Here is a 25,718-nt window from a genome sequence, read left to right as displayed (position 1 = left end):
TCTTTATCATGTAAAGATAGACAAATTCTTGCAATTATGCAACATTTTCCCCTGATAGCTAATTCGCCATTAGGGAAATAAAGAGGCTATATTACTATTCCACATCTGAACTGTTGCATCCTCCGTTTTCTGCTATTTTCTGTACATGTAACTTAATAGTTCTGTATACACATCCATCGTTTTGTTTGGCTTCATTTAATGCTGTTGACAATTTGTTACTATTGAGCAGAGCTTTTTGGGTAGATGACATAATCAACCCGTTCTCGTCTATAATATGTTGCCACCGTGGCGAAATAAGTTTGTGCTCGCATAGAACATCGAAAAAAAAAAGCAACTCTACGATTGCAGACTGACTTCAAAGGATGTTCTATACAACAGGTAAAGAAGGCTTTCATTTCGGTTTCTGATACATCAGGAGAAAATAAATGAGTTTCATTCACACTATATGTAATAAGCCTTATTTGCGTAGAATTGAAGCTACATTGAAAATTCAGCTTAGAACTGAACGCGACTGGGAGTGACTCTGAAGCAATAAATACTTCAGAGTTGGGAGACTGTTGTGTTGTATTAAACTCTTGGTGCATAATTGAATAATCAGAGTCACACAGCTTTTCTTTTGCAAAATACTTCTGTACTAAATCTTTACGAATAGTCAGAAGTTCTTCCATAATATGAAAGTTCTTATTGTGTTCATTCATTCCTGCCGTATCAACACAATCAATATATGTATGGCTGTTCAAAAAATCGTTAACATAACGGTTATACAATTTATGATCTCCAACAACCTCGGATTGGTATAGTTCATGAGCAGTTTTGTAGAGCATCCATAATTCATTTTTTCCTTTATTGGTCTTGTTTAACCCAGCATTTTTTTGTCTCGATAGACTTTGTTGCCACTTTTCCTCAATATGGGAGTATTTTTTTTTCGTTTCATTGTTCTTGATTTACTTGAGTAATTATTATGATAATGATGATTATTTATCTGTAAACCGCTACTAGCTATTTTTTTTATGTAAATTGGCGTCTTTAGCCTTATAGGTTATGGCAATTTTAATCTAGTGTAAATAAAGTAACTACTCAGGTATCAAAAGAGTGCATAATGCTTAATTTTACTGTCCAAGAATAGCAAGAATGGCATTATATTTAGAATTTTCGCTTTTCTTAACGGTTTCAACAACAGAGTGAATGTTCATAAAGTTATCAGTAACCTGCTCCGTGAGGAAACATCCTCTGAGCTTCTGCTTGACTTTTATTTTTCGAATACCTTTTTCGATGCCATTATCCAAAAGTTATAATGACGCTGTCGAAAATGCAATAAGGCCCGTAACCATAAGAAAGAATTATTTATTTTGTCAGAAGGATGGCAGTTTCAAAAGTACAGCTATCATTTATAGCCTGATGGGATGTTGCAAAGTCGCTGGTGTATACTTCCGCAGTTGGATAATTTATTTCTTAGACCATGCTGATGATTATGATAAAAATTACACTACCTTAAATCCGCAGTCATATTATTTTCAGAGAATCCAAACACTTGAGGATGAATAACATCCTCAAGGTTTGGTTATGTCACAAGATTCACCTAAATTAGTGCTACCAAACAAACCATAAAGGTACTTGTGCATATGACAACAAAAATAGCCATAAAATCAGATAATATCACTCCTTTTGGGGGTATATTTTACGCAATGGATGAATTTTCTCGTTTAGGACTGAATTCCGTGATCGATAAATCTTTAGGATTACGTTCTTCCTACGCCGGTTACCAATATAGCGAAATTATTTCGAGCCTATTTTGGATCTACTATTGCGGCGGTGACCACATCGAAGATATCGGCAAACACCTTGGCAAACATCTTGAATTACGCCCGGATACTGAAATCCCCAGTCCGGATACTTTATTGAGAGGCATAAAAGAACTCGCAGAATTGGATATCCACTATACTTCCCAAAAAGGAGCAAGCTATGCTTTCAATAAGGCGGAACAGCTTAATAGTTTGATGCTCGATATGCTCCTTCAAACAGAACAACTCAAGCCAAACACGCTTTATAACTTGGACTTCGACCACCAGTTTATTCCCACAGAAAAGTATGACACTCAGTATTCTTACAAGAAAAAACGTGGTTATTTCCCCGGCACGGCAACTATTGGTGGTAACATTGTTGGTGTGGAAAATCGGGCCGCAAACGCAAATGTCCGTTTTCGTCAAGCGGATACGCTCCAACGGACTTTTCGTCGTTTGGCCGATAGGGGAATATTCATAGACCGTTGCCGGATGGACTGTGGTTCTTATTCGGAAGAGATTATCCGTATGACACATGGCTACTGCAACAAGTTCTACATACGAGCCGGCAAATGTCAGTCTCTGTATGAAGAAATGACGAAAATCACAGATTGGAAAAAAGAAGAAATCAACTTCGAGAATTATGAAGTGACCTCCATACCTTTTACTTCCTTTTTGCAAGAAGAAAACTACCGACTTGTTATTCAAAGGCAAAAGCGTAAGGACAACCAATTGGACCTATTTGATGGTGAATACACCTATCGGTGCATCTTAACCAATGACCATGAAAGTTCTGAAAAAGACATTGTACTCTTCTACAATGCTCGTGGAGCCTGTGAAAGAACATTCGACATGATGAATAACGATTTCGGGTGGAGTCATCTTCCCTGTTCATTCCTCAAAGAGAATACAGTATTCCTGCTACTTACAGCCATGGCTAAAAACTTTTATGCTTACCTTATTGAGAAGGTTGCAGCCGTGTTTGAAGATATTGAACCGGTAAGCCGAGTCAAACGATTTATCTTTCGATTCATTACAGTTCCTGCGAAATGGGTAAAGACAGGCAGACAATGGGTACTCAATATTTATTCCGACAAACCATACAAGTTGCTTTGGAGTCCGTAAAAACAACTTTTCGTGGGATTACTTATGCCTTCAGCTAACTGGGGAAAGGGGAAGCTATGCCCTATAACCTGAAATCAAGGAGAAAAGCAGGGGGAAAAGCTACGAGTAGGAACTATTAGGTGAATTAAATCGCTATTTGAATCAGTTATAAATTAGCTGCGGATTTGAGGCACTAAAGATATAGCTGATTTACTTCTTTGCAACTTGTAAATAGCAGGAATACTATGAAATCCATTAGAACTACCAAAATATTGAAATCCTTGAGATAGGTAAGACATTCCAAAGATTCATTATATCATTACAGAATACGGAGTTTACAGACCGCTTACAGATATACCTGAAGCATTAGCTGATTTTTTTCATCCATATATACTATGGAATAACAGAAAATGGAAATATATCTATTCTGTCAGTTGTCTATGTCATGAGGGTGTAGCACACCCTCATTATCATATATCCTGCAAAATGCATTACCGCTACTATTAGAATATCAATCTTCAAGAATTCTCCACTATATTTTAAACTGCTAAAAAACTAATCCAACACCTATTGACAGCGAATGACGTATACTGCTTTTTTTTCCGGCATAGTTAAGCTCTCCATCTTTCAAATTTACATAGAAAGAAGGTATATTACCAAATTCTTTCAAATTATATCCCAATTGAAAATTCAGCCCAAAATGCTTGCGGAACATTTTAACATAACCTATTCCAGCATTCCACATCCAACCAGGAGTTACATTGTCACTTTTAAAAATACCATAGCCAAGATCTGTAAAAACGTACCCATTCGGTATGCTGGACATTGGGTGATATTGAAAAGTCCCGTATAATGGAAACGTATTATATCCCGGTTCTTCATATCTGTCCGCTCCTATACCGATACCCGCCGACATTTTATGGGTAATATCATATAATGCGGTTAAATGTAGTGAGTTTCCATACATTTGATACTCTTTCCTTTTCAATGTTTGTCCCCAATATTTCTCACTTAACCCAACATTGTGGTGATAATCCAATATAACATGGAATTTATTCTGAGCTTCAGAAATGATAGTTAGTATAAATAAAAAACCAATTGTAATAATTATTATCTTTATAGTTTTCATGTTCACGTAATTAATTAATTAATAATGATCTGACTTCAAAAGCAATACCCAAACGAAATAAAGGAACTATAGGTATATTCTCTTAAGGGTAACTTATTATTTAGCTTCATATTCTCAACAATGATATTTCGGCGTCCTGAATAAATATCAAAGTTTGATATAGAATATCCGGTTGATATTATGAGGCGATCCACATTGAGAGAAATTATTCCTCGTAAATTCCAAAATAACCAGTCTCCTTTAGTATTGGTCAATCTTTTAGAGTCAACGATTATAGAACCATGAGCTCTATCCCGGTAATTAACGGTTATCTGTTCATTACCAGGCAATGCAACAAAAAGTCCCGGTTCGATTCCAATAGTTAATCCGGTGTCGTGGTCATTATTCAGCCACAATACAGGAGTACGTAAACTGATAGCCGGACGTATTAGAAATTTGGCTACATTTGCATCACTATCTTCCATTTCCCAGTACAATTCACTATTCTTTATAACACTACCAGCGCATCCCACCTGATTATACTGGTTTGTTACATTCAATCCTAGCGTAGCACCTAGGAATTTACAGAAATAATAAGTAACAGAAGGTTCCACTTCCCAACTCTGGTTGTTATTCAGTCCAGCAGAGATCGAAACAATTCTTTTCGGCATTTCTTCTTCCTGACTGTATAAAAACATAGCAAAGAATAAGAAGAATGCAATAAGAAGAATTCTACCACTAATCATTCCCCCTTCAGAGATAATTCCGATATTAGTTATATTCATCTCTATTTTATTAACTCATCCCCATTTTTGATATGGGGATGAGTATTTTAGTTATTACTTGTCTTTAGTAATCCTGGCTCCCAACCATTTATTATCATATTTGATGGCACCATATACAATGCCACGGTGAAGAGCGGTTGATTTCCCACCATCCAAAGTAACATTTTTCACATCTACTCCGTCACCGACAGAGAAACCTATGACATAAGTACCTGGAAACCATTTGGAATAAAACTTGGTTTCTAAACTCCTCCTTCTATTTGTACCCTTTTCATCAGCTCCTGTAATGACATATATAACATCATTATTAACAGAAAACAGACCTACTTGAGAAGATTTAGTACCGTTTATTTGTTTCTTCAAATAAGATGACGCTTTACTTTTCGCTATATTCAATCCAGCCATAAATGCCTGATTCAAGTTCTTATTTGTCAAGTCATAGGAAGTAAAAGGAACATGAAGTAATAGTGCCTCCTCATCTTGGAAAGGAAAGTTATGCTTCATGAATGCAGGTAATTCCGGTTTATAGGTAGCAGGCTTGGTAAATGGATTTGTCGGCATTTTACTAATGATCGGAGAAGGGAATGTATATTTCAATTCAACCGCAGTCCAGCCTTGGCGTATTTCCTGTGCTTCTATGTTCCACCAGATACCACAAACCTTCTTCTGCATTTTTAATTCAGTACCTATATTGGCGTAAATAATATAATTCTGGTCATAGAAGTTCATCGTCAGCTTTCTTTTACTACTAAACTTATTGATTGCTACAATATTTCTTCCCCATAATCCATTCCATGTCCTGTTAAACCAGTTCCCATCTCCTTTTTCATAATAGTTTACGTCTCTGATCGAACTTGCAGGAATATTTACTCCATTTTTTAAAGCAAGACTTTCTCCTATTGCACGGGTAGTTGCTACACTAGTTTCTTCCTCAGTAACAACTTGTTTATAAGGCATCGCAACAAATTTCACATTGTCAGTTAAAGCTATTTCTTTGGGCTCTGATTGGGGGTCAACCGTAATAAATTGAGCCTTTTTTTCAATACCATTTAACTCTTTTACATTCTCTGCCTGTGTATAAGCCACCCCATTATCCAGGTATTTATAGACTGTTTCACCAACTTGAATCTCTCTTGATGCATTGACAAGCTGGGCAAATTGCATATCGGCAATAACCGAGTCCTCCGGACAATATTCCAGTTGTTCTTCATCATTACGTATAGAATCTAACTGGACAATACTTAATTTAGCCAGACACTTCTCCTTATTCACTACTAAAAGAGACCGAAAGCGCGATTCTGAGGTGGTAGATAACTGTTCTGTCGTTATTGCACGGGTGTGCAAATTAGTCAATGAAATGCCATCCTTTAATTGATTAATGACATCCTTCAATTCACTATTTGAAGAAAAGACCAATCTTGGTAATACATCTTCATTTTCACTTGGTGATTGCAATTGTTTAGTTGGCGCATCATTTAAAATATCTGTATCCGTACAAGACAAAAATATAAAAATGCCTAACAATAAAATAAATAAATTTTTCATAATGATATTTTTTTTTGTATGAAATGATAAAAACACAATTAACATCTACATTTTCACGATATGATTCTTGAATTACTGGCATAATTGTCTTAACTGAAATTTATTCTATAATTCCAGTTTCCTTATTTAATGCTGTAATAAGTTTATCGTTGGATAATTTTTAGGGAGTATACCTAATTTTCAGATGTTACAAGAAAAATAGTATACTAGGCTTATCGTCTGCTAGAAGATGTTCTTCCATCACCAGCACTACTTCTGCTACTGTCGCCTCTTCTCGAGGTACCTCCGTCTTCTCTTCTTGAGCTACTTCCACTTGAAGTTCTGTCACCACTGACTCTGCCACCACTAGTACTGGATGTCTTCCAATAAAAAGCCGAATTATCTTTTGTATAATTACCCTGACAAAAGACTGGATATCCCGGATTATATAATGAATAGGATAGATTAAATGAGTTTGTGATATTATCTAAAGTATAGAATGTGTGACCATTTGGATCATCATCGGCAATAATGAAAAGGGTAATTCTGGATTTTGAAATAATTTCCATATCACTTTTACTAAAGCTACCACCTGCAGAAAATATTTTGTATTTAATTCCAGCTTCAACAGCCGTTTTTACCTGTTCAAAGGAATATTCACTTTCTACTGATAAGAATGCCACTTTGCCATAAGTCAAAGAATACACATAAACTGGATTTTCAGAAGCTGTATCTTTTGCTTTATCTTTGAAAAAACCATTAGTCGGAATATCTATTGATACAGTGAAATTTTTGGAGATAAGCTGTCCGAACAAACGGCTTTTTACATTCACTGATTTTGTATTGTTTTTTATCTTTGTAGAGAAAATACCGGCCAATCCAGCATTAGCAGAGAATGCTTTCTCTATATCCGAATATGAAAAATACTCAGTGCACATAAATTCAAAGGATTCTTTAGCTCCTCCTTTCAAAAATAGCTCATATTCTTTAGAGTCCAAAGCCTGTGTTAAAAGTTTCTTATACCCAATAGATCCGTTCTCTCTGGTTACTTCACCAATAAATGGTCTGGGAAAATTGAAAATCACGTCAACCGGATTTCGTGGGTATAGAATTTCAGGTTTGAACGAATTACCAAACTCTTTCTCTGGAAATGCCGCACCCAAGTAAACCGGAATCGGATTCGATATAAAAATGTCTTCATCCCTGTAGTTTTGATCCGGGCCACCGGGAATAGGTCTACCGCCCCCTGGTCTTCTACCATTGCTAGGTCTCCCTGTACTCCTCCGGTCAGTCGTGGCTCTTGTTATTGCTACTTCTTCAGTACCCGCTTGCATGAGATCTCCGATAAAAATCTGCTTGTCGTCAACTGCTTTATCTGTGGAATACGTATAATCCCATTGGAAGGGAGTGTCAACAAATCGACCCTGTACATCCGCTTCCGTGTTATCTTGTGGAATAACAATTGAATCGAGGTCATTCTCATTGGAACAGGCGCCCAAAATAGTCATCGCAAATAAAGCGATAAGACAAATGTTAGAATTGCGTTTCATCTTAATTTTTTTAGGTTTAATTTTTTACTTTACTTCACTCAAAATAATGTATTGTTTTTTGTGTATACTCCCTGACAATATATAGGATATCCATATAAGTGTTCGTTAAATGGTGATTTCAGAAAATCATCTAAGTCCTGACAGCTATTATATACTTTAGCTATTTGAAGGCTGCCTGAAACAATAAATAAAGTAATTGTCGAATTCTTTAAAACTTCAGCTCCCTTATCAATGGCATCATTTAAAGAAAGTTTTGATAAAATGGCACCTGCCACATCCTGATATGAATATGGACTCTCTATGACAAAAAATGCAGCCTTACCATAAGTGATAGAACGAAGATAAACCGGATTTTGAGAATTCTCATTCATTTTTTTTTCTTTAAAGAATCCATATATCGGGGTATCCATATAAGTTGTAAAGCTTCTATTGGCTATTACCCCTGTTAATTTGCTTTTGATGCCCGCTTTTTGGGGTTTTCTTTTTACTTCTTTGGACAAAAGCTCACCCAACACTCCATTGTTAGCGGGAAATGCCTTTTCTATGTCGCTATTGGTGTACACTTCCGTTATTTTGATGTCAAAAGGCGAAAGTCTGTTTTTAATGTATTCCTTATATTGCATTGACTCTAAAGCGTCTGCCAACAATTCCTTGTACCCTATCGAACCACTCTCTTTTTCAATTGTACCAGTAAAGGGCTTGGTAAAATCAAATATAACATCCAGAGAATTTCTGGGAGCAATGATTTCCGGCTTAAAAGATTGAGCAAAATCATTCTCACTAAAGGCAGCTCCTATGTAAAGAGATGCTGGAGTTATCATGTATCTGTTTTCTACAGATATGCATTGATCTCCGATGAATATATCGTCTTCGCTTACTGAAGAAAATCTGTAATCCCACTTAAAAGGTTTTTTATCGAACCGTCCTCCAACAGATTTCTCTGGATATTGAGGTTCTTCACTCTTTTTTATTTCTTCTTTTTCACATGCTGAAAAGAAGATAATGGCAAATAAACCCATTAATGCAAAATTCAGGTGTATTAGTTTCATTCTATATTTTTTTTCGTTCATAAATATTGTTTATTCTCTCAATTTTGATCTGTTTTTAATTATATTTACATTTGTTATTTCCAAGCATTTCTGCTAGGATGAAAAAAGGACAACAAAAGCCCGTTTACACACCTATTTGGCACATAAAAAACTTATTATCATTTGATTACAAAGAAAGGAAAGTGTTTCTGAGCTACTTGTCTAATTCAAATAAAATACAAAATTATCGAACATTAATCCTATATATCTATACAATCAGAAAACTTGAATGTTGTTAAATAAACGCCTCCCTACATTTTCTCCAAACGAGCATTTAAAATTATCCGCATCCGCATCAAAAATATTACCTATCGTTTCTACATTCAAGTCCATCACAAATAGCTCATTTCCATAAGGACAGACTATTTTGTTCCTGCTACGATATACTTTAGCACTATGAAGGGCTAAATCTGCAGAATAATTGGTAGTGGCATTTTTTATATATAAAGCAGCTTTCTTTTTTGTATTAAATGCAACAGCAAGAGAATTTCCTTTAGCCATTCGTCCGATAATCATTGTACTTCTGTAATTCCCATTATTTATTGTCAGGGATGCATTTTTGAATCCTATAAAATCCGATTTACCCTCTGCACCTGAAGCCCTTGTTGAAGCAGCGACGGCATCAACTTTATACAGTGGTGAATTGTTTTGAGGAGCTTTCAAAACATTACCTATGACAACATAGCCCTTTATGTTTCCTACAAGTGACAAATCATTATCTGTAAATGTGAAATAGGGGGTTATATCATAAGTATTGATCGAGTTAAATGAAAAGATGTGGGCATATTTGATTTTGTAATCAATTATCAGCTTTTCCAATTGAAGAGTGTCCTCGTTATCGAATATCTGGTCGAGTTCTTCATCGGCCTGTTTCCAAAGCGTATATGCACCGTCGAATCCTATTTTTTTAAAATAGTTCTCTCTTTCTTCAAGGTTCATTTCATTTAGCTTTTCAATCGTCTGAAGATAAATTTGTTCATTCTTAAAATGAAGAACCGGCATATCGAAAGAAGTGTCCGAAGCATTTCGTGTTCCTGATAGCCAATCTCCCATTTTAGACACCTCAATATCTTGAGTGACATTAAAGTCCGAAGAATGAATCTCTGTTTCGTCTTTACATGAGAAAGTGCCTATTAATAGACAAACCATTAACATGATATTGACACGCTTTCTAAATAAATTTAATGCTTTCATTGTTATTTGTAACTTTAATAATTTATTACTATTATCTATGTAGGTTATTTAACCATTCTGTCTCACTGATCTGATACCCTCCTACAACACCTATTCCACCATTTACATTGGAAAAATTAAGGGGGATTGAAGAAAATCCATGACTACCCAAATCATTACTATTTAGCTTGTTCAATGCATGTAGATACTTGAAGTACTCAGGTGACAGTGCATAGAGATAAATTTTGTATTCTGCTTTGTAACTATGATCATTCCAATCCGAATCAAAGTCTTTCTGGTAATCCATTGCCAGATGAAGAGTATATTCTTGCCCCTGAATTTTTTCATCATTCCAAATATATAGATTATGGAAATATTTGTTCGAGAACATAAATATTTCATCCAAATCGGCCAAATTATTCAGTAGAGGTTCTTCTTTCAAATCAAATTCGACAGAATGAAAAGAAACAAACGCTTCATCATCCGTTCTATTAATCTCTTTCTTTACCAACCTTATCCCATAATAATCATTAGTGACAGCATTATCTTTAAACGTTACCTGAACCTGCAATATACTCGAACTCCCTTCTAAAGGTTCCAATCGAATTTCTTTCAATGGAAATTTGTCAGGTATAGAGGTTTGAGCTGTAATCGCAGGTAAATGTTCTACATTGGCTCTCACCTGGATAATATCGTCCTTATTCCATTTTCCCAATGCGTAATAGCATTGTGCCGGAAGCGATGCGGTCGAATCTTTATTCCAATAGATATTTTGTACTTTTCCATTTACCGTTAAATTAACATCCGCATTATTTATTCTTGTATTACCTGTATGTTTTTGACCAATTGGAGTACTCTTTGATAGCTGTATAATTGTTGTGTCCGAATTAGACGGGAAACAATAGAGTACTAATTTCTCCTTGGCATCAACTTCATCCAGGTTAAGTTCGTAATTGCAAGATACCAAACAAACCACTAAGGACAAATAGATTATTGCTTTCATATTCAACCTAGAATTTTATTGTATAACTAAAAGAAGGAATTATAGGGAAAGCCCCAGTAGCTTTTGCATTGAACGCCCCTTCCTCCATATTTTCTACTTTGGCATACAATGCATTCATCCGGCAATAGGCATTATATATACTCACATTCCATATACGTTCATATCCTCGTTTGGTGGTCTTATGGAAATTAACCCCTAAATCCAATCTATGATAAGCAGGTAATGTGGCATTATTGGGTTTTTCATAAATCCATTTTCCGGAAGAACTATCACTCAGACCAGGAATTGCGGACTCATTAATGTACTGCCCGGGAACCGTTATCCTGTTTCCTGAGTGGTAATTCCACGCAGCATACGCTTCAATCCGTTTACTGAATTCTTGCCTGACAGAGATGTTTACCTTATGTCGGTTATCAAACTTATCTGCAAACCAGTCCTGGTAAATATCTTCGAATTTTCTTTTGCTCCAGGATAATGTATAGGAAAGGTTCACTGAGGTCCGCAGCATTTGACGTGAGAGTGCGCATTCTATCCCATAGGCTCTCCCTTTCCCTTTTTTTACAGCCGTTTCCCAATTTTCTATAGAAGGTGCCAGTTTGTTTCCACCATCATATTCTAATAAGTGGTCCATCATCTTATAAAAACCTTCCACACTAAGACTTATATGATAAGGCAAACGCGTATAAAATCCTACAGTATATTGATAGGACAGCATTGGACGGACACCATTCGTAGAGGGCACCCAATAATCTGTCGGCAAATTCAAATAAGTACTGGACAACAAATGCATGAATTGGTTCATTTCCGTATAAGCGAATTTTACAGCCGTCTGTTCATTCCATTGATACCTGAATGCTGCTCTTGGCTCTATTGCATGATATGTTTTTCCGGAAACATTAAACATCGTATAATGAATACCAACATTCATCCTCCATTTTCTACTTAATAAAACATCATCTTCAACAAACATTGTAAATTCATGCCCTTTATAGGAGTAAGAACTGCTATGCTGAGTAGTATCCGCTTGCTCCTCATTTTCGGAATACTCCTTCAGTGTACGGCTCTGAGGGTGGAATGCATGAAAAAGATAGTTCGACCCCATGCGGATATGTTGCCGTATTCCGGGTCTGTAATCGAATTCAATTCGATAGCCGACATCATCAATGACTGAATGATTATAACGTTCGATGTAGGTCGACTCCGCAATATCTCCGAAATTCAGAAACTTATTTTCTTCTTCATATTTGTATATCGATCGGTTACGGGAATACACACCTGCAAAATTAGCGAACAATTTGGGAGAAAAATTATAGTTCCAGTGTACAGCCGTTGTTAAATTTCCCCACTGTAGGTTGAACTTTGATCTATACAATTCTTCATTCGAGTTCTCTGCATAGTCATTAAAATATTGGTTATTATCAATTTTTACAATATCATTTCCTGTGTAAAGACTAATATATGCCTTGCTTTTATCAGAAAAAAAATGAGTGATCTTGGCATTAATATCGTGAAAGGCGTATCTGCCGGTCAATTTATTGTCGTCACGAGATTTATTACGAAAGTACAATATGGGAGAAGAAAAAGCTTCCAACCAACTTCTCCGCATGGCAATATTAAAAGAAGTTTTGTTTTTAACAATCGGACCTTCGTACTGAATTCTTCCATCCAATAATCCAATCGAAAAAGCCCCATGGTGTTCCTTCATATCACCATCGTTGGTTCTTACGTCAACTACCGAAGACAAGCAACCACCATAGCGGGCGGGAAATCCACTTTTATAAAACTCTATGTTTTTAATAATATCAATATTGAATGCCGAAAATAAACCTCCCAAATGGTTGATTTGGTACAACGGGGTTCCGTCAAGCAAAAATAAATTCTCATCATTGTTACCACCGTGAACGTAAAGCCCGGAGGTCAACTCTGTACCGAAAGCTACTCCCGGCAGGTTTTGAAGTGCCTTTACCACATCTGGAGAGCTGAACATAGCATATTCTGTCTGCAAACTACGTGCGTCCAGAGATACTTTTCCAGCCTGGGTAGTGTGGATGGGTGAATTCAGATCACCTACAATCACTACTTCATCCAATGAATAATCTTCTTTCAGATAAATCTTCAACATCTTATTTTGATTTAAATCTATATTCTCTGTCTTTTCTCCAAAACCAACGTAAGTAATATGAAGAATGCGCTTATCTTCCGGCAGGGTAATGCTGAAAAAGCCAAATTCATTACTAAGTGTTCCTACTCCAAGCTCCATATCCTTGATTGTCGCATTAATTAATGGTTCGCCATTCTCTTGAAAAACGTATCCACTGGCAGTAAACGATTTCTTTTTTTTAAGTAATACATATTTGCCTCTGACTTCCCACTTTATATCCGTTTTTTTAAATAATTCTCGCAAGCTCAACTCCAGATTAAGTCCCTGAAGTGTTTTTCCCTCATAGGTATGATTCAAATTCAAGGAGGAGTCATAGATGAAATTCACCTTGTGAGTCTTATGAACAAATTCCATTTGTTCTTTAATAGTACTTGCCGCCTTATTTTGCGCTTGTACCGGAAGGTAAGTACTTATCATCACTATAAAAATAAAAATCCGACTCATCACTTTAATTCTTTTGTATTGTGACCTGTAAAACGTTCTCTATCAAATCTACAATTTCATCTATACTGCCAGTAGTAAATTCTCCACTAAGTTTTTTATCAATATCCTTAGAAGTGAGTTGTACATGATAATAATCAGACAATTCTTTCAATACTATCGGTAGAGGAGTATCATCAAATGTGAATACTCCGGTAGCCCAAGCCGTTTGATTTATATTAGGAGTAGTTGAAAGAACGGGCATTTGCTCTCCATCTGCCAATGTAGCTTCCATCCCTTTTGTTAAAATGATGCCCTTATCTTGTCCTTTGGCTGTAAAGAGCACTTTACCCGATACAACACACACTTGCGAATTTTCGTGATTTTCAATAACCTGGAACCGAGTTCCCAATACTCTTACGCGAGAAATCGAACCTACTATTTCGAACGGCAGTTTTTCATTTCTTTTAACTGAAAAATATATTTTTCCTGACATAGCGACCTGCCGGTTTTTATGAGCGAAGCCGCTAGGCTGATAAGATAAGGATGAGTGAGGAGACAGAGTTACTGCCGTACTGTCCGGTAACAGATAAGTTTCAGTAGAATTAGCAGCTACAAGTTTTGTCCAGTCCTCTTTCGTATCAATGTTATAAAAATAAATGCCGGACACTATAAATAATAGAATAGTAGCAGCAATACCGGTATACCAGTAGATCCGGGAGTTTCTTTGCACAAGTCCGTTTTTCAGTTCAAAATTGCGGATAGCCTTTTGCGTATCCAGTGCTCCCAGCTTATAATATCTTAGTACGAACTGAAGACATTTTTTCTCTATATCTTTCATGGCTTTTATTGTTTTTTTGAGCTAAGACTGAAAATGATAAAAAAACCACTACGCGAAAAGAAGAAAAATTAGTTAAAGAAGAAAGAATATATTTTTTTGGAACCTTCTTTGAGAACTCTCAAAGCTTTACTCATCTGATTTTCAACAGTTTTTATTGAAACATTCAGTTTGTCAGCAATCTCTTTATATTTTAATCCGTCACGTTTGCTAAGAAGAAAAACTTCGCGGCAGCGTTCCGGTAGAGAATCAATAGCAGTCCAAAGCCTAGCTTCTATCAGAGAACGTTCTTCGCACTCCTCATCTGAAATACTATCTTCTAAATCTGATAGTAATAAATTACCATCACTTTGCCCTTCCTTTTTTAATAGGTCATAGCAATGGTTCCTAACCATCATATAAAGATAAGCCTTCACATTTGACACATCTTTATTTGCGGTCATTCTTTCCCAAAGTTCAGTAAAACAATCCTGTACGATATCTTCTGCCATAGCCATATCATGCAGATAGTGCATAGCATATAAACAAAGCGGACGGTAATAGCACCGGAATGCGTCATCAATATCTTTTTTTGCCTTGATCATACTGTAATTCTTTCTATTAATTGATAAAGATAATTATAAAAAATGAATGGAAAAAGAAAACGAAAAAAAATATAGAGAACCCGTTGGCGGAATTAAATTAGCGCATATTTAATCCTTCCAATAGGTCTATTGTTCATTTTGTTGATGTATTGCAAAATCGTAAGAGCGCTAATCTTACTGATTATCCTAGTAAAAATCCCATTGACGTCTTTGGCATAATTCCTTATCATCATGAACTGGTCACACATCTGCGAAAAGAGTGTTTCAATTCTTTTCCTTGCTTTAGCAAAAGGAATAAATGTTGGCTTCCAATTCTTTTGATTGAGTCTGTAAGGTACTTCCAGTTTAATGTTAGCACTTTCAAATAAATCCAATTGTACCTCAGTTCCAATATATCCTTTATCACCAAACAGGCTACAATCCTGATATTCATACTTTACATCCTGAAGATAATGAATGTCATGAACGTTTGCCTTTGTCAAATCAAAGGAGTGTATCACACCGTTTAATCCACAGACTGCGTGTAGTTTGTAGCCATAGTAATAAAGTTTTTGTGAAGCGCAATATCCAAATGCAGGTGAACGTTCATAGTCATCTTTGCCAACTTTGCAGCGTTTAGCTCTGGCAATACGACAAACCTCTATTGGCTTTGAATCTATACAGAAGAATTCTTCCCCACCATCAATTTCAGTCACAATTCTTTCGCGTATCTCTTTACAGAGATTGGCTGTGAGTTTCCTACGATCATTAAATTGTCTTCTTGAAATTAGATGTGGCAGCTCATTGGAGTATTCTCCTAGTTTGGAAAATAAGTAGTTTTCACTATCCAAACCAATAGACTCCATCGTAAGGCTAAGAGAAACTACTTCTAAATCAGAAAAACGAGGAACAACTCCGGGGCGAGGTATGTTACCGTGTTCGGTTACAAGATTATCAGAAAACTCCTTGCAAATGTGGAGAAATTTTGCGAATATTGCATATAAGTTGTGCATAGAGTGATGACATATTAAAAGTTTGCTCACTTCTAATATACTAAATATCACGAATATGTACAACTTATTTTAAAACATCTTATTAGATAATTAATTCCGCCAACGGGTATAGAGATATATGTAGATCATTCTTGATAGTCAGTCCAGATGAATTTTCTAAAGCTATGTCAACCTAATAATTAGTAAAAAGATGAATTTTCATTTTTATAGAGAAAAATGGGTAACATAATCAAAATAAGGAAAGAAGCAAGCTACGAATGGCCTTATACAAGCATAGGTTTTATGCAACGGTTAACTGCAAAGCCCTACATCAGTATTAATTATACAGTATATTCATTGTTGTGATACGCCTCACTTTTGATAACAGAAGACTTTAGCCTGCATTATTCACACTCAGGAGTTAGTAGGAGTTAAAGGAGTTATGCAGGTTAAATACTTCCCCTCTTATTAAGCACATCCGCAATCATCGCTTTCACTTCCAGCCCAACTTCCACAAAATTCCTGTAGAGAATCCGTTCTCGCTCTTCTTTCGAATTGAAGGTATAGAATCGGGGCAGTGGATAGTTTGCATAATCAGCTTCCTCTTTCTTTATCTCTGTCATATCGAAATCCGTCTTGCAGTAGAACTTGGAAGTCTTGAACTCATCTGATTCCTGAATATTCATACTTCCATTTTTCCCTACTTTAGTCTTCACAAAGTCACGTGCGACCTGACCGCATATCCAGCCGGTAGGCAAATCGGAAATTTTACTTGCCGGAACGAGGTTGTCCATATTTTCATTCAGATTAATTGAGGTCTTGTCCCGGTCGATGGTGACACCTTTCTTAAGCTGCACCACCTTACCGAAAATGTCATTACTCAGCCACTCCAGCGTTTCCTTGGCACGGGCAGAGCCGCTTATCACATTGCCCACAGTCGTAATAATCTTCTGCATACCTACTTTCCCGTAATCCGCTTCCAATTGTGGTAGTTCCTGAAACCCCAGAGCCACGCTTACCTTATTACTTCGGGCAGTACCTATCAGTCGGTCTATCTTATGAAAGTACAATGTAGGCAACTCATCCACGATGATGCTCACCGGGATATTCTTGCCCTGCCCTGCATTCACTCTGGTCACAAGTCGATTCAGAATCAGAGCATTCAACGCCCCGATAATGCTTTCCATCTCCGGATCATTTGCAATCAGCAGATAGCTTGGGTTCTTCGGATCTGATACCTTCAAGTCAAAGTCATCGCCGTCCTTATGGAATATCCAATAGGATTCTTTAGTCGCCAACCGGCTGGTATAGACACGCAGTGTACCAATCATACCCTCCAACTGTTCCATCGCCTTATTTTTCAATGCCGTTTGAAACGGGCCGAGCAGCGGTGCTACCTCATTATCCGTTTCCAACACCTCGAATATGGTTTTATATCCTTCATTCAGAAAAGACAGAATATGTGGCATATCCGAATATTTGCCCAGCCAATAGGCAGCTTGAACAATCTCCCCGCCTTTCTTGTCACGCACCACACCCGTCGGCTTCCAAAACTTCGTCTCCTTGTCTTGCGCCTTTTCCGCATACAGCCGTTTACCATTCTCATCGTATGGCTCCCGTTCATAGTTCACAAAAAAGTAGATGCACGCTGCCAAGAAGTTTACCGCCGATGTTTGGAAAAACTGGTCACTGCCGCCACCGCCTTCTCTCTTTCCTTTTTGCAGGGATTCCAGCAGTGTCTCAGCAGTCTCACTGGCCGCCGCCAGATTCTGGATGTATTTTTGCTGGATGGGATTCACCCTCCGGCTGTATTCTACATTCACAAAGTTGATAGTATTGAACTTGCAACCTTTGGGCACTTTGCCAAGTTCCTGATTCTTCCTGTAATGATAGTAGAGTTTCTCAGCCAAGGTCGGGAACTTGTAGTCGTAAACTACCATCGCAAACCCTTTAGCAGAGTGCTGGCGAATAAACGGCTCTATGATGGAAAAGGTCTTACCCGACCCCGGCGTACCCACCACCCACGTTCCCCTGAACGGATTAGAGATATTGCAGAACCCTTTGCGAAACTTACCTTTATAATAAAAACGCATCGGAATATTCACTGAATAGTCAGTTTCCTGAAGCTGGGTACATTGCTCAAAACTTTCGTTTTCAAGGTTAAAGCGGTCTTTCAGCAATCCTTCTTTCAGGAACTTTGAGATGTTATCCAATGCCACATGCACCAAAATAGTTCCGATAATGGTTGTCCCCATATACAGAATGACATTCAGCGGTAAGCCATACAGCCGTACATTCAGGGTAAAGCCAAAGAGCCACACAGCCGTTATCAGCAACGCTACACCGCTAACCAACGGATAAAGTACCTGCCGTCTGGCATCAAATTCCAGATGTTTCTTGTTCCTTGTACCCACGCACGTGATGCAGATAAGCGCAAAGGTCGCTATCTTGCTGTAAACAAGATTTCCGTCTTGGTAGATAAGCCACGTCTTGATGCGGCCATGCACATCGCAGAGTATGCCGCTCCAGTGGTCCAGCATCTCCGGTGAAACGGCATACTCGAAAAATTCCATCAGGATAGAGATATAAATCACCGCCCTGAATATCTTGTACGCTCCCTGTAGTTCCTTGCTTTCTTCCATAGTTTCCTGTATCTGTTAGTATCAGTACCCGCTACTCATTGATGGTTATAATCGCTCTCGCCTTATGCGCTTGCAGCTTCGGTGTTTCCTGCATGGCTCCGCTCCCCACGGAATACAGCCACGCTTTGGCAGTCTGCTGTCCTTTCACTTCCGTAGAAGTCCAATACCAGCACTGGTCAGGAGTATCAGGCAGCAAGTCCCCTCCGCAAAGCTCAATGAATTGGTTCACATCAGCTTTCACACCATACAGCAGCCTCATTTGCCCCACCGACGGGATATAGGCACTTTGACCGTAGCTCCAGATGTCAAACACGCTTTTCGCCAAAGGGGACGACGCATCTGTCGTATGGAATAGGGCAAAGGTATTGGCGTTCCCGTCTAGTGCGGTTACATCCGCCGACGTACCCTGATTTACTCCGATGCTGTCCGCTAAAGCTTCGGCTGCCGTATCATAGAGATATACAGCATACCCTTTCCCTTCCGTTTCCGAATCACGGTTCAGGTAGAACACAACCCCCACGGCTTCCTTGCCTGATTCCTTATAGTGGGCGTAGGGCAGTACTTGCCCATCCGTACACAGGATATGTCCCACTTTCATTGCGGTGTCCGGAAACTCTTGATGACTGTCACAAGCCGTCAGCAGAACGGCACTCATACAGATTAATAGTATCTCTCTCATCTCGTTGGTATTTTTACTCCGATTACTATACCTGTACGGAACAGGTCTTTACCTTCTATCATAATATCGCTCTTCACTTGCCAGTAGAGCTGCCACCCCTTCTTCAAGGAATAGCTATGCTCATAACCTACATGAATACCGCCTAACACATTACCGTCCCCGGAACCCAGCGAGCCGCCGAGCCGCAAATTTCCATGATGGTTACGTCCCCTCACTACGCAAGGCTTGTAAGCCACACCCAATCCCCACGTTCTGTAGTTGTTCCAAAACGACTCCGGGCAGACATGTCCGCAGGAAGCGCATTCATCCCATTTCAGATAGGCATTGCCGAAGAACTCCCACGCATTGTGATACTTCGTCTCGTATTCATAGCCGATAGTCAAATCCATTCCATTCTTGTAGAGCAGTCCGGTTCCTATTTGTATTCTTCCATCCCGGTCGTTCGCCCATGCGGTAGTGCTCATTGTCAAGGCTGCTACCAATATCATCAGTATCTTTTTCATTCTTCTCTCAGTAAGGCGTTATTAAAACTGTCGGCACTCAGCACATCTTCATAGTCTATGTTGATAGCAATGGTTCTGCCGGAAATCTGTTTCTCGCTCATCTCGATGGTCAGTACCTTGTCATTGGGAAACGTCAGTTTCTTAATCACAACCACATTCCGATACCCGTGCAGAAAGGATTTTGTCTGTTCCAAGGTCATTTCAGGCTTTAGCTCGATGATTTGCGAATTAGTCGCCTTCGATACTTTTTTGTCTGCCAACTTGATACGTACTTCATCGATGTCAAATCGGATGTTCGTGCGATTCTCTATCGAGTAGTCGATAAAGAAATAGTCACCCACGGCATACACATTGTTCAGCCGTAGAATCATCCGGTGTTGCTTGCTACTCACATTCCTGAACTTTGCCGGAGAAGTCCATATCTGCCTGGCATAGCGGTACATCTCTTCGGTGGACAGGCTCACCGCCGGATTACGGTAAGCTTGCCTTTCCATTAGCTGTATCTCTTTGTCACTCACCGCTTCCTTCATCCTTGTTGTGTATAGCAAAGCATATTGCGTGCGGTAACGTTCCGTCACTATCGTTACGATAGCCAGCACCTCGCCATCCTCATGACCACCTTCTTTGGGTTTCAGCCGGATCGTGTTATTGATGGGTTGGTCGCCTGCCACCTTTTCGGTGGATATATCCACAAATCGAATCGGTTCCGAGGCGGTGATGACAGTAGTCACCTGCTCATTCACGGTTATCTGCTCCATCTCTTCGTACGTCTGTTGTGCGAATGTTGGACATACTGTCAATAGGCCCCATGTGAGGGCTGCAATTTTCTGTTTGATATTCATATCTTTTACTCCTTGATTATCGTTCCGTTGATTTCTTCTCTTTGTCGTTCACCAGATACACGAATGTCCCGTATTTCAGCTTCGCCTTGTTTTTCTTCACCGACTTGGAAATAGCATTACTGGTTCGCTGGTAAGCATTCTGCACAGCTTGCATCCCCCATTGGGTAAAGCTGTTGCCACCCGTTCCGTTGTTCATATTTACATTGCTGCCCAAGGCACTGCTCGCCACATCCTTGCTTGTCTCCCTGAATGTGCTGCTGGGTACATACAGGCCTTCCAACCCGTCCGTATCATAAATGGAAAGATTCACCTTCAGCAATTCATCGGCCACCATCAGGCTTTTCACATTGCCTTTCACCCGTTGATCGCCGAATCCACTCATGCTGGCGTAGAGATAAGATCCTTTAGGCACAACCAGCTCACCGATTTCCACATCATCCAGCAGCCGAAGCCTTACCCTCGACCCGTCCACCGCCTTGATATCCTCGTCTATGATGGCTTTTATCAATTTCGGTTCCGGCTCATTCTCGGCCAACGTGTGGAAATAATCCGATGGCTTCTTTACAAGTTTTACTACCGTACTACTTGTCGCATTGTCGTCAATACGATTCACCTCATTTTCGTTTACCTCTATTTTCCCTTTCATTGCGGTATGTCCGTTTCCTGCATTGTCCCCGTTTTCAGCCATATCCGTCACACCTTCCGTGTTTTTCTGACCGTTCAACCGTGCTTCGGCAAGTGCTTTCTGTAATTCAGCCAATGCCCCTTGTTCCCGTTGTTTGCTTCGTGCCAGCCGTTCCGCTTCGCTTAGCGGTTGCAGGTCGGTGGAGTCCGTCATCAGGTCTTTCCCTTTTTCAGCACTCTGCCGGAGTTTTTCCTGGATCTCTTGCGTGCGTTGCAATTTTTCCAGTTCTTCTGTCTTTTGGGCTGCTTCCATATCCAGCAAGGCAAGTTCGTCTTTTGAATACTTGGAGTCATAGCCTTCCTTGTCCTCTTCCTGATTGCCCCGGTCAATATTCTCTACCGCTGAATAGTCCTGAATCTTTCCGTAGGACTTCACCATGCTCTCGTACTTGCCACCTATACCGTCATTCTGAATCTGCGCCTGTGGCAGTTCCGGATTCAGAAACTCCGTAGTTTGCAGTTCACTGGGTTTCTCTGCCGCTTCGGTATCAAAGATGTCGAAGATTAAATATCCCGTTATCAGTAAGAAGGGGTAAAGGATGGCAGGAAGCATATACTTTGGCTGCCTGAAGTTTATCTTATCTGTGATCATTGCGGTGAAGTTTTTGTTTTAGTAATTTTTCCTGTTGCTTCGTAGCCGTTGCGTGTTGCTCTGTCTTCTGCATCCGGCTAACGGTAACCATACGGTAGATATTAAATGCTAGGCAACTCACCACAATGGTGAATACAATGGTAAGAAACCATTTCGGGTGTTTGCAGGCAAACCGCTGTACACCACTGGCTGCCTGATCTATCTTCAGCAGTCTAGCAGTCTTGCGACCTGCTGCCACTTCACTCTCATACCGTTTTTGGTATTTCGGATCGTCCTTGTCAGGCATATTTTCTCCGATTATCATCTTTTTCCAGCTCATATTAGTATGCTTTAGGGATTAATTTCAATAATTGTTCTTTGTCTTCTGCTCGATGTCCTTGTTCAGCAGAGTTCGCCAGTTCACCACCAGCAGTCCGTGCGGATTGTTGTCTGTTCTCGGCACCTGTTTGAGCTGTCCTGCTGTTACCAGTTCACGGGTCAAGATACTTGTCCTTCGCTCAATGCGTTGGCGGCCGTAATAGGTAAACTCCATCTTTCCTTTGTCAAACTGAATGCTGTCACAAAAGATACTGAATACCGCACTCGTACCCATGATATTGTTATAGAAGCCTTTTTCTTTCAGAGTATTGTATTGCGCCAATCCCGTTTCATCCACCAAATACATCGCTTTTTCCATCGTGTATTTGATGTATTTGTCATCAGGAGCCAATGTGAAGAAATAGTGATGGAACATCTCCACATGGCTTTTGGCTTCCACGTCAAGGGTTTCCTCCATCGTGGTACGCTGTACCAGGATGGGCACATTGCCGTCCAGCACATACACTTTCTGTTGGGCATCCACCACCATGCTTCTTGCCGTCCAGAGACTTGATACGCTGATGAGAATACACCCCAACAGGAAAAATCCGCAGATGATGGTTACCAGCTTTACTTTGTTTTCAAGATTCTTAATGACCATATTTTATTCTAGTTTTGTTACTCACTCATTTTTCGTCTCTTATTTCATCATGGAGCTGATGGCTCCTGTCGTTGACATCTTGGCTTGTTGCGCCACACCCTCGCCGAAGTTTCGAGTGGAGAATGCCGTATCTCCTTCCGGCACCATCCATGCCGCCAAGTCCGGCACAAGGTTCAGGCATTTTAGAGCCACGATGCTTGCTGCCATCAGATAGCCGGCCGAGAAGAAAGAGTTTTGCAGGTACGCAGCCATTGTCTGCTCCGAAGTGGTGATGGCTTTCAGGTTTTCCACCTGTATGCAAAGCACGATGTCAAAGAGTAGCAGCACATAGAATCCTACGAAGTAGAGCATCGCTCCGTAAAAATGGACTGTGAGATACCTTGTCATCCACTTCGCCCAAGCGCCTTCCCATTTCGGCAGCAGGCTGAAAGCCCACTGTATCGGGCCAAAGATTGTCAGCATACCCAGCAGGATCTGCTGGCAATAGATTGTTGCCCACCACCCGATGCGGAACACGATCAGGGCGATCACCATCACTATTTTATCAATGCACACGGTCGCTCCGCTCACCAAAGAGGTGAACCATAGCCTGCTGGCATCCTTTTCCATGTTCGTCACTTCATCCACCCCGGTCTGCTCCATCGTGGACTCTATCAGATTGGGGTCTGATGTTCCCGAATGAGCTACGTCGGCTTGTGCCTGTAGGTTGGTGTACATGGTGTCTCTCACATAGATCAGCTCCTGCACCTCCTGGAACTTGTCCGTTATTTGCGTGGCTTCCGCTTCATACAAGTCATGCGTATAGGAGCCGATGGCGTTGGGGATATAGGATAGGAAATCCAATACGCACCAACTGCTTCCGCTACCGTTCAAACCTGTGTCTGCCGGTGGGTACCACCACGACAGGATGATGGAGATCACCAGTGGCTTGAACAGTTTCATCACATCCAATGGCTCACGCTTTATCATCATCTTATACGCCATTCCGAGGGCCACAATGATAGAAAAAAGTGCCGCCAGTGCCATGCACATTTGAAGAATCCACCAAAAAGGGCCTTGCGCACCGGTAAAGGTGGCATCGCAAAGAAATTCATTGGTCTGAAAGATCACGTCGTCTATCTCTTCTTCGAGAATATTGATCCCGAAATCCGAAAGTATGTTATCTGCCATACGTTTGCTATTTTGAGGTTATGTTATTCTATTGTTTATTCTTCCAGTCCATGCTTGCTGGTACTCCAACCCGCATCTCGCCAACGGGAGAGAGCGTTTCTCACAATTTGTGCTTTGTGATTCTCTATATTTCCCGTAGCCGTCAGTAGCTCCGAAGTCTTTCGGGCATTGGAAAGCCGCACGATGTAAAGGATGAGTGTTTCATTTTTCCGTGCCACATCCGCATAGATGCGCAGGTATTCCTTTTTTCGCTGGACATTGGGCATATAGCCATCCTGTGCCGCTTTGATGGCGCATTGATACACGTTGTAGTACGCTACCCAGTGTTCCTGCTCATTGGCCGTACCGCCCACTTCCAATACCCGGCGAATATTCCGTTCAAAGTCAGCCATCTTATTATTCAGCTTACCACTCTCCGCCACCCATGCCAAGTCCAGCGCGCCACCGCTTCGGTCTGCCACATTCAGGGCTTCTATCTTTGCCCGTTTGTTCAGGGCAGAATCCAGTGCTTCCGCATCATCCACTTGCGCATAAAGGTTCAGTCCGGCTGCTGTTCTGAAAGCCAATTTGTTCTTGCTCGATGCGCTCTTCTGATAAGATTTATGCAGAACGGTATAGTACATTGAGGGTGTCAACCCTCCCGAACCGATTTCCATTACGGTAATCTGATTCATCTTGGCATCATCATGGCTGTACGTGACGCTTTGCGCCTTTACTGCGGAGCAAATGCCCATGACCGCTGCCGACAGGAGTAAGATTCTTTTCATTATTTACTTATTTTTGTAAGGGTTCAGTCCTGATTCTTTCCATCTGCCGAAAGCGCCCTCGATGATTTCAGACTTGCTTTTGCTTCGATAGACGGATTCTTTCCAATACCCCATCCGGAGCTGGATATACCGCCACGTCTCAAAGTAAGACTTGTTCAGATGCTTCTCTATATTGTCCAGTCCGCTGTTGATACTTTCCAGTACCAGCAGCAGGTCGGAGGTGGAGCAAGCGGCCGCACCGGTAGCATACAACACAAGGTCACCAAGGGAACGGTACAGATGGTTGCCTTCATCGCTTATTTTCTGTATGCAGCGCAGGTTGATGCCGATAAGCAGCGTATCACCCAACGATAGCTTGTTGCGTTTCAGTACCTTTTCGTTATAGTCCTCCAGCAGGTGCTTGTAGTCCTGTATGCGCTCGCTCACTGATTGGTAGGTAGAGTAGACATTCAGACTGGTACGCAGTGACTGATAAAGCACATCGATCACATCAAAGGCACGTGTGTACTTATCCAAATCCACGTTCAGGTTCTTGTAGTCCACCGTAGCCTCGCTGCTGTACTCATGCAGAAGTTGGTTGCTGAGTTCCAGTGTCGAGCGTGCCAGCAACAAGCTTCGCTGTTGCTTGTGGTCATTGATATAAGCTTCCACCACCGGCACGTCAAATCCCCACTGGGCACTCGCCTTAATGGGAAATAGAAGGATTACTACCTGTAGTATAATAGTGTGTACTATTTTACTACAGGTAGTATGTACTATTTTCATGAATCTATTTCTTTCTTTTTCCATCA

General features: G+C 40.1%; 23 protein-coding genes. 1 reads left to right on the top strand and 22 read right to left on the bottom strand.

Features of this window, described 5'->3' with window-relative positions; translation table 11 throughout:
* Positions 1–218: 218 nt before the first annotated feature.
* A complete protein-coding gene (locus tag TY03_RS15635; RefSeq protein WP_042371646.1) occupies positions 219–824 on the bottom strand; it encodes a hypothetical protein in 606 nt (201 codons plus the stop codon).
* Between the two features lie 798 nt (positions 825–1,622).
* On the opposite strand from TY03_RS15635, the gene TY03_RS15625 reads away from it, so the two are divergent.
* Positions 1,623–2,906: an IS1380 family transposase gene (locus tag TY03_RS15625; protein WP_042366226.1), complete on the top strand. Its 1,284-nt coding sequence runs from the start codon at positions 1,623–1,625 to the stop codon at positions 2,904–2,906.
* A gap of 526 nt (positions 2,907–3,432) precedes the next feature.
* Here TY03_RS15625 and TY03_RS15620 read toward each other — a convergent pair.
* The 21 genes from TY03_RS15620 to TY03_RS15520 form a co-directional block, all read right to left on the bottom strand.
* Positions 3,433–4,014 (bottom strand): hypothetical protein, encoded by a 582-nt coding sequence (locus TY03_RS15620; protein ID WP_042371644.1) that lies wholly within the window; start codon positions 4,012–4,014, stop codon positions 3,433–3,435.
* Positions 4,015–4,049: 35 nt separating this feature from the next.
* Positions 4,050–4,778: a hypothetical protein gene (locus TY03_RS15615; RefSeq protein WP_042371642.1), complete on the bottom strand. Its 729-nt coding sequence runs from the start codon at positions 4,776–4,778 to the stop codon at positions 4,050–4,052.
* Between the two features lie 54 nt (positions 4,779–4,832).
* The gene (locus TY03_RS15610) at positions 4,833–6,323 is read right to left on the bottom strand and encodes a hypothetical protein (RefSeq protein ID WP_042371640.1); all 1,491 of its coding nucleotides are present in this window, start codon (positions 6,321–6,323) and stop codon (positions 4,833–4,835) included.
* A gap of 212 nt (positions 6,324–6,535) precedes the next feature.
* Complete coding sequence (locus TY03_RS15605; RefSeq protein ID WP_148335684.1) at positions 6,536–7,852, bottom strand: thiol-activated cytolysin family protein; 1,317 nt, start codon at positions 7,850–7,852, stop codon at positions 6,536–6,538.
* 38 nt (positions 7,853–7,890) lie between these two features.
* Positions 7,891–8,901, bottom strand: a complete 1,011-nt coding sequence (locus TY03_RS15600) for a hypothetical protein (RefSeq protein ID WP_074434195.1) — start codon at positions 8,899–8,901, stop codon at positions 7,891–7,893.
* 255 nt (positions 8,902–9,156) lie between these two features.
* On the bottom strand, positions 9,157–10,134 hold the full coding sequence (locus TY03_RS15595) for a DUF4848 domain-containing protein (RefSeq protein ID WP_042371634.1): 978 nt from the start codon (positions 10,132–10,134) through the stop codon (positions 9,157–9,159).
* A 31-nt stretch (positions 10,135–10,165) separates the two neighbouring features.
* Positions 10,166–11,116, bottom strand: coding sequence for a DUF4249 domain-containing protein (locus TY03_RS15590; protein WP_052332512.1), 951 nt, complete (start codon positions 11,114–11,116; stop codon positions 10,166–10,168).
* A gap of 7 nt (positions 11,117–11,123) precedes the next feature.
* Entirely contained in the window at positions 11,124–13,721 is a 2,598-nt protein-coding gene (locus TY03_RS15585; RefSeq protein WP_042371632.1) for a TonB-dependent receptor, read from the bottom strand.
* A gap of 4 nt (positions 13,722–13,725) precedes the next feature.
* Complete coding sequence (locus TY03_RS15580; RefSeq protein WP_042371630.1) at positions 13,726–14,538, bottom strand: FecR family protein; 813 nt, start codon at positions 14,536–14,538, stop codon at positions 13,726–13,728.
* 68 nt (positions 14,539–14,606) lie between these two features.
* Entirely contained in the window at positions 14,607–15,119 is a 513-nt protein-coding gene (locus tag TY03_RS15575; RefSeq protein ID WP_042371628.1) for an RNA polymerase sigma-70 factor, read from the bottom strand.
* 92 nt (positions 15,120–15,211) lie between these two features.
* A complete protein-coding gene (locus tag TY03_RS15570) occupies positions 15,212–16,174 on the bottom strand; it encodes an IS982 family transposase (protein ID WP_449374810.1) in 963 nt (320 codons plus the stop codon).
* A 365-nt stretch (positions 16,175–16,539) separates the two neighbouring features.
* Positions 16,540–18,732, bottom strand: a complete 2,193-nt coding sequence (locus tag TY03_RS15565; RefSeq protein ID WP_042371625.1) for a type IV secretory system conjugative DNA transfer family protein — start codon at positions 18,730–18,732, stop codon at positions 16,540–16,542.
* Between the two features lie 31 nt (positions 18,733–18,763).
* Positions 18,764–19,411, bottom strand: a complete 648-nt coding sequence (locus TY03_RS15560; protein WP_042371623.1) for a hypothetical protein — start codon at positions 19,409–19,411, stop codon at positions 18,764–18,766.
* Positions 19,408–19,914, bottom strand: coding sequence for a hypothetical protein (locus tag TY03_RS15555; protein WP_042371621.1), 507 nt, complete (start codon positions 19,912–19,914; stop codon positions 19,408–19,410). The genes TY03_RS15560 and TY03_RS15555 overlap by 4 nt, the downstream gene beginning before the upstream one ends.
* Positions 19,911–20,756 (bottom strand): conjugative transposon protein TraN, encoded by an 846-nt coding sequence (gene traN / locus TY03_RS15550; protein WP_042371619.1) that lies wholly within the window; start codon positions 20,754–20,756, stop codon positions 19,911–19,913. The genes TY03_RS15555 and traN overlap by 4 nt, the downstream gene beginning before the upstream one ends.
* Before the next feature lie 16 nt (positions 20,757–20,772).
* On the bottom strand, positions 20,773–22,032 hold the full coding sequence (traM, locus tag TY03_RS15545) for a conjugative transposon protein TraM (protein ID WP_042371618.1): 1,260 nt from the start codon (positions 22,030–22,032) through the stop codon (positions 20,773–20,775).
* A complete protein-coding gene (locus TY03_RS15540) occupies positions 22,019–22,351 on the bottom strand; it encodes a hypothetical protein (RefSeq protein ID WP_042371615.1) in 333 nt (110 codons plus the stop codon). The genes traM and TY03_RS15540 overlap by 14 nt, the downstream gene beginning before the upstream one ends.
* 24 nt (positions 22,352–22,375) lie before the next feature.
* The gene (traK, locus tag TY03_RS15535) at positions 22,376–22,990 is read right to left on the bottom strand and encodes a conjugative transposon protein TraK (protein ID WP_042371613.1); all 615 of its coding nucleotides are present in this window, start codon (positions 22,988–22,990) and stop codon (positions 22,376–22,378) included.
* A 39-nt stretch (positions 22,991–23,029) separates the two neighbouring features.
* Positions 23,030–24,160, bottom strand: coding sequence for a membrane protein (locus TY03_RS15530; RefSeq protein ID WP_042371611.1), 1,131 nt, complete (start codon positions 24,158–24,160; stop codon positions 23,030–23,032).
* 35 nt (positions 24,161–24,195) lie between these two features.
* Positions 24,196–24,927: a DUF5045 domain-containing protein gene (locus TY03_RS15525; RefSeq protein WP_042371609.1), complete on the bottom strand. Its 732-nt coding sequence runs from the start codon at positions 24,925–24,927 to the stop codon at positions 24,196–24,198.
* Positions 24,928–24,930: 3 nt separating this feature from the next.
* Entirely contained in the window at positions 24,931–25,692 is a 762-nt protein-coding gene (locus tag TY03_RS15520) for a hypothetical protein (protein ID WP_230201989.1), read from the bottom strand.
* Positions 25,693–25,718 lie beyond the last annotated feature (26 nt).

Origin of the sequence: Bacteroides neonati, from assembly GCF_000499785.1 — a bacterium.
In the GTDB taxonomy this organism is placed as follows: Bacteria; Bacteroidota; Bacteroidia; order Bacteroidales; family Bacteroidaceae; genus Bacteroides; species Bacteroides neonati.
The sequence above is the reverse complement of the archived record's forward strand: the minus strand, read 5'-3'. Positions and strand labels throughout refer to the sequence as shown.

Excerpts from the sequence above, each read along its gene's own strand:
- TY03_RS15635 (WP_042371646.1), bottom strand. The coding sequence starts at position 824 with ATGCTCTACAAAACTGCTCATGAACTATACCAATCCGAGGTTGTTGGA.
- TY03_RS15625 (WP_042366226.1), top strand. The coding sequence starts at position 1,623 with ATGACAACAAAAATAGCCATAAAATCAGATAATATCACTCCTTTTGGG.
- TY03_RS15620 (WP_042371644.1), bottom strand. The coding sequence starts at position 4,014 with ATGAAAACTATAAAGATAATAATTATTACAATTGGTTTTTTATTTATA.
- TY03_RS15615 (WP_042371642.1), bottom strand. The coding sequence starts at position 4,778 with ATGAATATAACTAATATCGGAATTATCTCTGAAGGGGGAATGATTAGT.
- TY03_RS15610 (WP_042371640.1), bottom strand. The coding sequence starts at position 6,323 with ATGAAAAATTTATTTATTTTATTGTTAGGCATTTTTATATTTTTGTCT.
- TY03_RS15605 (WP_148335684.1), bottom strand. The coding sequence starts at position 7,852 with ATGAAACGCAATTCTAACATTTGTCTTATCGCTTTATTTGCGATGACT.
- TY03_RS15600 (WP_074434195.1), bottom strand. The coding sequence starts at position 8,901 with ATGAAACTAATACACCTGAATTTTGCATTAATGGGTTTATTTGCCATT.
- TY03_RS15595 (WP_042371634.1), bottom strand. The coding sequence starts at position 10,134 with ATGAAAGCATTAAATTTATTTAGAAAGCGTGTCAATATCATGTTAATG.
- TY03_RS15590 (WP_052332512.1), bottom strand. The coding sequence starts at position 11,116 with ATGAAAGCAATAATCTATTTGTCCTTAGTGGTTTGTTTGGTATCTTGC.
- TY03_RS15585 (WP_042371632.1), bottom strand. The coding sequence starts at position 13,721 with ATGAGTCGGATTTTTATTTTTATAGTGATGATAAGTACTTACCTTCCG.
- TY03_RS15580 (WP_042371630.1), bottom strand. The coding sequence starts at position 14,538 with ATGAAAGATATAGAGAAAAAATGTCTTCAGTTCGTACTAAGATATTAT.
- TY03_RS15575 (WP_042371628.1), bottom strand. The coding sequence starts at position 15,119 with ATGATCAAGGCAAAAAAAGATATTGATGACGCATTCCGGTGCTATTAC.
- TY03_RS15565 (WP_042371625.1), bottom strand. The coding sequence starts at position 18,732 with ATGGAAGAAAGCAAGGAACTACAGGGAGCGTACAAGATATTCAGGGCG.
- TY03_RS15560 (WP_042371623.1), bottom strand. The coding sequence starts at position 19,411 with ATGAGAGAGATACTATTAATCTGTATGAGTGCCGTTCTGCTGACGGCT.
- TY03_RS15555 (WP_042371621.1), bottom strand. The coding sequence starts at position 19,914 with ATGAAAAAGATACTGATGATATTGGTAGCAGCCTTGACAATGAGCACT.
- traN (WP_042371619.1), bottom strand. The coding sequence starts at position 20,756 with ATGAATATCAAACAGAAAATTGCAGCCCTCACATGGGGCCTATTGACA.
- traM (WP_042371618.1), bottom strand. The coding sequence starts at position 22,032 with ATGATCACAGATAAGATAAACTTCAGGCAGCCAAAGTATATGCTTCCT.
- TY03_RS15540 (WP_042371615.1), bottom strand. The coding sequence starts at position 22,351 with ATGAGCTGGAAAAAGATGATAATCGGAGAAAATATGCCTGACAAGGAC.
- traK (WP_042371613.1), bottom strand. The coding sequence starts at position 22,990 with ATGGTCATTAAGAATCTTGAAAACAAAGTAAAGCTGGTAACCATCATC.
- TY03_RS15530 (WP_042371611.1), bottom strand. The coding sequence starts at position 24,160 with ATGGCAGATAACATACTTTCGGATTTCGGGATCAATATTCTCGAAGAA.
- TY03_RS15525 (WP_042371609.1), bottom strand. The coding sequence starts at position 24,927 with ATGAAAAGAATCTTACTCCTGTCGGCAGCGGTCATGGGCATTTGCTCC.
- TY03_RS15520 (WP_230201989.1), bottom strand. The coding sequence starts at position 25,692 with ATGAAAATAGTACATACTACCTGTAGTAAAATAGTACACACTATTATA.